Consider the following 297-nt stretch of genomic DNA (forward strand, 5'->3'; position numbering starts at 1 on the left):
GGCAGGCAAAGGTTCCCATCCTCTGATATATTGCTTAATAGATTGAAATTATTTAATGGAAATCTAGATCTACGGAAAGCAAATGTCGTTCTTAACTCTTATGGAATAAAAAAAATTTCCTTACATAAAGCATGTAGCGATAATATTCTAAAAATAAAGTCAATGAGGAACAGTTTAGCTCACGGCGAGAAGTCGTTCTCTGATGCGTGCAATACACAAACAGTAGACGAGATAAAAGAAGTATCTATATCTTGCTTTATTTTTTTGGAAAAAGTTGTAGAAAATACATCTTCATAT

The sequence above is a fragment of the Gluconobacter sp. genome (assembly GCF_047723935.1).
Lineage (GTDB): Bacteria > Pseudomonadota > Alphaproteobacteria > Acetobacterales > Acetobacteraceae > Gluconobacter.